Consider the following 7,626-nt stretch of genomic DNA (forward strand, 5'->3'; position numbering starts at 1 on the left):
ACCCGGGGTCGGGCGGGGCCCGCCGGTCCAGCTTGCCGGTGGCGCCCAGCGGCAGCCGCTCCAGTGCGGTCACCAGCGAGGGGACGAGGTGGCCGGGCAGGGTGCGGGCGAGGAAGTCGCGCAGCTCGGCCGGGTCGAGGGCCCCGGACCCGCGCGGCACGGCGTAGGCGACGAGGCGCCGGTGGCCCTCGTGCTCCACGACCCGCGCCGCCGCCGCGGACACCCGCGGGTGCCGGGTCAGCGCGGCCTCCACCTCGCCGAGTTCGATGCGGAACCCGCGCACCTTGACCTGGTCGTCCGACCGGCCGAGGTAGACCAGGTCGCCTTCGGCGGTGCGGCGCACCAGGTCGCCGGTGCGGTACATCCGGCCGCCGGGCGGCCCGTACGGGTCGGCGGGGAAGCGGGAGGCGGTCAGACCGGGGCGGCCCAGGTAGCCGCGGGCGACCCCGGTCCCGGCGAGGTACAGCTCACCGGGGGCCCCGACGGGCACCGGGCGCAGCCGGGCGTCCAGCACGTAGGCGCGGGCGCCGCCGACGGGACGGCCGATGGGCGGGTCGCGGTCGGGGTCGTCGGGGTCGCAGACGAAGGCGGTGGCGTAGACGGTGGCCTCGGTGGGCCCGTAGACGTTCAGCACCCGGCAGCCGGGCGCCGCCGCGCGCACCTGGCGCACGGTCCGCGCGGGCAGGGCCTCACCGGCCAGGACGACGGTGTCCGCGTCGACGTGGACGGCGTCCTCGGCGAGCAGCCGGCCGAGCGCGGAGGGCACGGCGCTGAGCAGCCCGGCCCGCCACGGCCCGGTCCGCTCGGCGAGGGCGAGCAGGTCGCGGACGAGTTCGACCCGGCCGCCGGTCAGCAGCGGGGAGAAGATCTCGAAGACCGACACGTCGAAGTTGAGCGAGGTGGACGCCACCACGTGCGCCAGGCCCCGGCCGGTGAACTCGGCGGCGGCCCAGTCGGTCAGCGCGAGCACCGGGGCGTGGGCGACGACCACGCCCTTGGGCCGGCCCGTCGATCCGGAGGTGTGGATGACGTACGCCGGGTGCTCGGGCAGCAGCGGCGCGTGCCGCTCGTCGTCGGTGACGGGGGCGGGGGACGCGGCGGCCAGGCGCGCCGCGGTCTCCGGGTCGTCGAGGGTGAGGCGCGGGAACGGTCCGTCGGGCAGGCGCCCGGCGGTGGCGGCGGCGGTCACCACGGCGGCGGGCCGGACGTCCTCGAAGAGGAAGGCGACGCGTTCGGCGGGGTGGCCGGGGTCGACCGGCAGGTAGCCGGCGCCGCTCTTGAGCACCGCGAGCAGGGCCACGAGCAGGTCGGCGGTGCGGGGCAGGGCGAGCGCCACGAAGCGTTCGGGGCCCGCGCCGGCCTCGATCAGCAGCCGGGCCAGCCGGTTGGAGCGCTCGTCGAGCTGCCGGTAGGTCAGCTCCTCGTCCCCGGCGGCGACGGCCGGGGCGTCGGGGGTCCGCGCGGCCTGGGCGGCGAACGCCGCGGGCAGGGTGCGGGGACGGGCCGCCGCGGGAGCGGTCGCTCCCGCGTACCGCTCGAGCAGCGCGCGGCCTTCGGCGGGGGCGAGCAGCGGCAGGTCGTCCAGGCGGCGGCCGGGGTCGGCGGCCATCGCGGTCAGCAGGGTGCGCAGGCTCGCGCCCAGGCTCTCGACGGTGGCCCGGTCGAAGACGGCCGGGTCGTGGTCGAGGGAGACGGCGAGGGTGTCGCCGGGGGCGACGACCACGCTGAGCGGGTAGCTGGTCGGCTCGACGTCGCGTTCCTGGGTGAGGGTCAGGCCGAGCCGCCCGAGGGCGTCCTCGTCGAACGGGTAGTTCTCGAAGACGACGATGCTGTCGAAGAGGCCGGTCCCGCCGGGCACCTCGCTCCACGTCTGCAGCTGGGCCAGCGAGACGAACTCGTGCCGCCGGGCCTCCGACTGGGCGGCCTGCAGCTCGCCCAGCCACTCCAGCAGGGGGCGGCTGCCGTCGACCGTGACCCGGGTCGGCAGGGTGTTGATGAACAGCCCGACCATGGTGGTGACGCCGGGCAGGTCGGCGGGCCGGCCGGAGACGGTCGTGCCGAACACCACGTCGTCGCCACCGCCGAAGCGCGACAGCAGCAGCGCCCAGGCACCCTGGAGCACGGTGTTGAGGGTGAGCCCGGAGCGCTGCGCGGTCTCCCGCAGCCGGGCGGAGACCTCGGCGTCGAGCGTGACGCGCACCGTCTCCACGGAGGAGGCGCGGTGTGCCTCGGCGGAGCGCCGGTCGCGGGGCAGTTCGGTCGGCGCGGTGAAGCCGGCCAGCGTCTCGCGCCAGTGGCGTTCCGCGGCGTCCGTGTCCTGACCGGCCAGCCAGCGCAGGTAGTCGGCGAAGGGCGCCCGTCCGGGCACCCGGGGACGGCCGCCCCGGGTGAGGGCCGCGTACCGTTCGCAGACCTCGTCGAAGACCTGGGCGGCGCTCCAGCCGTCGAGCAGCACGTGGTGGAACGTCCACACCACCCGCACCCGGTCGGGCGCGAGGCGGATCAGCGTCAGCCGCATCAGCGGGGCGGCGGCGAGGTCGATGCCGGCCCGCCGGTCCTCGTCGAGGAGCCGGTCGAGGTCCGCCGCGCACTCCGCCTCGTCGCGGCCGGTCCAGTCGTGGTGGGTGACGGGCACGGTGGCGTGGTGCTGGACGACCTGCAGCGGTTCGGCGGTCTCCTGCCACTCCAGGCGGGTGCGCAGCACGGCGTTGGCGTCCGCGGTGCGCTGCCAGGCCTCGGCGAGGGCGTGCGGGTCCCCGACGCCGGAGAGGGTGAACTGCACCTGGTTGACGTAGGTGCGGCTGTCGGGGTCGAGCAGCCCGTGGAAGAGCATGCCGGCCTGCATCGGCGTCAGCGGGTAGACGTCGGCGACCGCGCGGCCGTCCCCGGCGACCCGGTCCACGGCCGCCTGGTCGAGCCGGGCCAGCGGGAAGTCCGACGGGGTGCGCCCGCCGGCGTCCGGGCGGGCGCAGTGGGCGACGACCGCCTCCAGCGCCCGTACCGTCTCCTCGGCGAGGCGGGTCACCGTCTCCCTCCGGTGCACGCCGCGGCTGTGGTGCCAGGCGATCTCCAGCTCGCCGTCCTCGCCGACCCGGGCGACGACGTCCAGCAGGTGCGGGCGGTCCGCCTCGAGGGCGTCCGCGCCGTCCAGGCCGCCGGGCACGGCGCGCACCAGGGCGCCGCCCTGCGCGCTCCAGTCGAAGCGGCCCAGGTAGTTGAAGCTGATCGCGGGCGCCGGGCCGGCCGGCAGCTCGCGGGTGAGGCGGGTCAGCGCGCCGTGGCCGATCCCGTGACCGGGTACCGCCCGCAGCTGTTCCTTGACGGACTTCAGCGCGACGCCCCAGTCGTCGCCCTCCGGCACCGTCAGGGCCACCGGGTGGACGCTCGTGAACCAGCCGACCGTGCGGGTCAGGTCGACGTCCTCGAAGAGGGCGTCCTCACGGCCGTGGCCCTCCAGGGTGAGGGCCACGGTGTCCCGCCCGGTCCACCCGGACAGAACCCGGCCCAGGGCGGTGAGCAGGACGTCGTCGACACGGGTGCGGTAGACGCCCGGCACCTCGCGCAGCAGCGCGTCGGTGGTGGCACGGTCGAGCCGTACCGTGACGGCTTCGGTGTCGGCGACGGTGTTGCCGCCGTCGGCGTCCACCGGCAGGGGCGCGGCGCAGTGCCGGGCCACCGTCTCCCAGTGCTCGCGTTCCGCGGCGAAGCCGCCCGCCTCGGCGTGCTCGCGCAGCCTGCGGGCCCATTCCCGGACCGAGGTGGTGCGCTCCGGCAGCCGGACCGGGTCGCCGGCGCGGGCCTGGGCGTAGGCGGTCTCCAGGTCCTCCAGGAGGATGCGCCAGGAGACGCCGTCGACCACCAGGTGGTGGACGGCGAGCAGCAGCCGGGGAGCCGGGAGGCCGGTGAACAGGCGGGCGGCGAGCAGCGGTCCGGCGTCCAGCCGGAAGGCGGCGTGCGCCGCGGCGGTGACCCTGGCCTCCTCCTCGGGCGCGGCCGCCTCGTCCAGGCCGCCCAGGTCGTGCGTGCGCAGCAGCTCCGGGTCCTCGCCGGGCGCGGCGCACCACTGCGTCCAGGAGCCGTCGCCCTGCCGGGTGAAGCGGGAGCGCAGGGCGTCGTGGTGGTCCCACAGGGCCCGCAGCGCCCGGTGCAGGGCGTCCGGGTCGACGTCGGCCGGGGTCTCGACGACCACGCACTGGTCGAAGATCTCGGGGCGGCGCGGTGCGGCGTCGAGGAACCAGTGCTGGACGGGGGTGAGGCCGACCTCGCCGGTGACCGGCGAGGTGCCGGCGACCGTGGTGGCGCCCTGTGCGGCGGTGGCGGCGGCCAGGGCGGCGACGGTGGGGTACCGGAACAGGTCGCGCGGGGTGAGCGTCAGCCCGGCGGTGCGGGCCCGGGAGACGACCTGGATGCCGAGGATCGAGTCGCCGCCGAGCATGAAGAAGTTGTCGTCCGCGCCGACGCGTTCGACGCCGAGCAGGTCGGCCCAGATGCCGGCGAGGATCCGCTCGGCCCCCTCGCGGGGCTCGCGGTAGGCGTCGCCGGGCGCCGACCAGTCGGGGGCGGGCAGCCGGCGGCGGTCCACCTTGCCGTTGGCGGTCAGCGGCAGTTCGGGGACGGTGACGAACGCGGCGGGCAGCATGTAGTCGGGCAGGCTCGCCGAGAGGTGCTCCCGCAGCTCGGCCGCGCTCGGCAGGTCCGCGCTCGGCACGTCAGCGCGCGGGGCCTCCCCGTGCGGCACCCCCGCATGGCGGGCCTCCGCGATCCGGGCGTGCGCACCACCGGCGTCCGCGCGCCGGGCGTCCGCGCTCCGGGCGGGCACCAGGTGGGCGGCGAGCCGCTTGACCCCGGCGTGCTCGTAGAGCGACACCACGGCCTCGGCGACCGCCGGGTGGGCGGTGAGGCGGGCCTCGATCTCGGCGGGCTCGACGCGGAAGCCGCGGATCTTGATCTGGTCGTCGGCGCGGCCCACGAAGCACAGTTCGCCGTCCGCGCTCCGGCGCACGACGTCGCCGGTGCGGTACATCCGGCCGCCGGGCGGCCCGTACGGGTCGGCGAGGTAGCGGGCGGCGGTCGCCCCCGGTCGTCCGGCGTACCCGCGGGCCACTCCGGCGCCGGCGATGTACAGCTCGCCGGGCACGCCGGGCGGCTGCGGCTGGAGGGCGTCGTCGAGCACGTAGGCGCGGGTGTCGTCGAGGGGGCGGCCGATGGGCAGCACGGCGGGCAGCGGGTCGGCGGCGGTGAAGGGGCGCCGGGTGGCGAAGGTGGTGGTCTCGGTGGGGCCGTAGCCGTCGACGACGGTCAGGCCGGGGCAGGCGTCGAGCACCCGCCGCACCACGGCGCCCGGTACGGCCTCGCCGCCGGTCCACACCTCCCGCGCGCCGCTCAGGCAGCCGGGGTCCTCCTGGGCGATCAGCCGGAACAGCCCGGCCGTCAGCCACAGGTGCCGCACGCCCTGCTCGGTCACGGCGCGGCGCACCACGGCCGCGTCCACCTCGGCGGGCGGCGCGAGCACGGCGGTGCCGCCGCGCAGCAGCGGCACCCACAGCTCGTAGGTGGAGGCGTCGAAGGCCTGCGGCGAGTGCACCAGGACCCGTTCGTGCCCGGTGAAGGCCCGGTCGAGAGCGAGCGCGGCGACGTCCCGCTGCCGCACGGCGACTCCCTTGGGCGTGCCGGTGGAGCCCGAGGTGAACATCAGGTACTGCGCGTTGTCGGGGTGCACCGGCGGCGGCGTGGCGGCCCCGGCGAGGTCGCCGGGCGCACCGGCGGACGCGTCGTCGGGTGTGCCGCCGGAAGCGTCGACGGGTACGTCGTCCGCGCGGACGACCCGCCCGTCCGGCAGGACGGCGCGTGCCGTCTCCTCCCCCGCGGCGTCGGTGAGCAGCAGGTCCGCCCCGGCCTCGGCGAGCGTCCGGCGCAGCCGTTCGCCCGGTGCCCGGCCGTCCAGCGGGACGTACACGCCGCCGGTGCGCACCAGGGCGAGCTGGACGACGACCAGCGGCACGGAACGGTCCATCAGCACGCCCACCGGGCGCTCGGCGCGCACGCCGAGCGCGGTCAGGCGGGCGGCCAGCGCGGCCGCGCGCCCGTCGAGCTCCCGGTAGGTGAGCTTCTCCGCCCCCGCCCCCGCCTCCAGCGCCACCGCGTCGGGCGTGCGGCGCACCTGGGCGGCGAAGAGTTCGGCCGTGGTCCTCGCCGGCGCGCCGGTGGCGGTGTCGTTCCAGGCGTGCAGCACCTGGTCGCGGCGGGCCGGCGTGAGCAGCGGCAGGCGACCGGGCGCGTCGCCGAGGCCGCCGGCCATGTGGCCGAGGAGGACGAGCAGGTACTCCGTCAGCAGCTCGGCGGTGGCGGCGTCGAAGAGTCCGGGGTCGTAGCCGAGGCTGAGGGAGAGCTCGGCCCCCGGCTCGACGACCAGGCTCAGCGGGTAGTTGGTGGTCTCGACGCCCTCCAGCCCGCTCAGCCGCAGTCCGTGGGAGGCGGCCGTGGCGTCGTCCACCGGGTAGTTCTCGAAGACGACGATGCTGTCGAACAGGCCCGCCCGCTCGGGGAGCCGGGTGAGGGCCTTCATCCGGGTCAGCGGGACGAAGTCGAAGCGCCGGTCCTCGCCCTGGTCCTGCTGGAGGCGGTGCAGCCAGTCGGCCGTGGTACCGGTGCGGGGCACGGTGACCCGGGTGGGCAGGGTCGCGATGAACAGGCCGGTCATGGTCTCGGCGCCGTCCAGCTCGGGCGGGCGGCCGGAGACGGTGGTGCCGAAGACGACCTCGTCGCGGCCGGCGTGACGGCTCAGCAGGACCGCCCAGGCGCCCTGCACCAGGGTGCCCAGCGTCAGCCCGGCGCTCCTGGCGCGGTCCTGCAGCGCGTGGGTCGCGGCAGCCGGCAGCACGGCGCGCACCGCTTCGCTGGACTCGGCGCGGTGGCTCTCACGCGGTTCCCGGTCGTACGGCAGCGGGGTGGGCTCGGCGAGGCCGTCCAGCCGCTCGCGCCAGTGGCGTTCGGCCTCGTCCCGGTCGCGTTCGGCCAGCCACGCCACGTAGTCGCGGAAGGGGCGGCGGTGGGGCAGCGCGGCGGCGTCCGGCGCGGCGACGCAGGCGAGGACGTCCGCCAGCACGTGGAACAGGCTCCAGCCGTCGAGCACCAGGTGGTGGAAGGACCACACCACGCGCAGGCCGCCGCCGGGGAGCTCGACCAGGGTAAGCCGCTGCAGCGGCGCCCGGGTCAGGTCGATGCCCTGCTCCCGCTCGGCGCGCAGCAACTCCCGCAGCCGCGCCTCGCGTTCGCTCTCGTCGAGCGCGCGCCAGTCCAGGTGGGCGACCGGCACGGTGACGTCGCGCCGCACCACCAGCAGGGGTTCGGGCACGTCCTGCCAGACGGCGTGGGCGCGCAGCACCGGGGTGCGGTCGGTGACCCGCTGCCAGGCCGCCGCGAGGGCGGCCGGGTCGCCGACCCCGTCGAGGACGAAGGAGAGCTGGTGGAAGTAGACGCCGCTGTCCTCCTGGGACAGGCCGTGGAAGAGCATGCCCGCCTGGGTGGGCGTGAGGGGGTGGACGTCCTCCACTGCGGCGGGGTCGTCGCCGGTGACGCGGTCCACGGCGGCCTGGTCGAGCCGGGCGAGCGGGAAGTCGGAGGGGG

At 76.9% G+C, this 7,626-nt stretch carries 1 protein-coding gene; it reads right to left on the bottom strand.

The window, feature by feature from the left end; genetic code table 11:
* Positions 1-7,626: amino acid adenylation domain-containing protein (locus ACOV8S_RS26960; RefSeq protein ID WP_448321321.1), on the bottom strand; the 7,626-nt coding region annotated here is incomplete at both ends.

The organism is Streptomyces sp. CO7, from assembly GCF_053474865.1.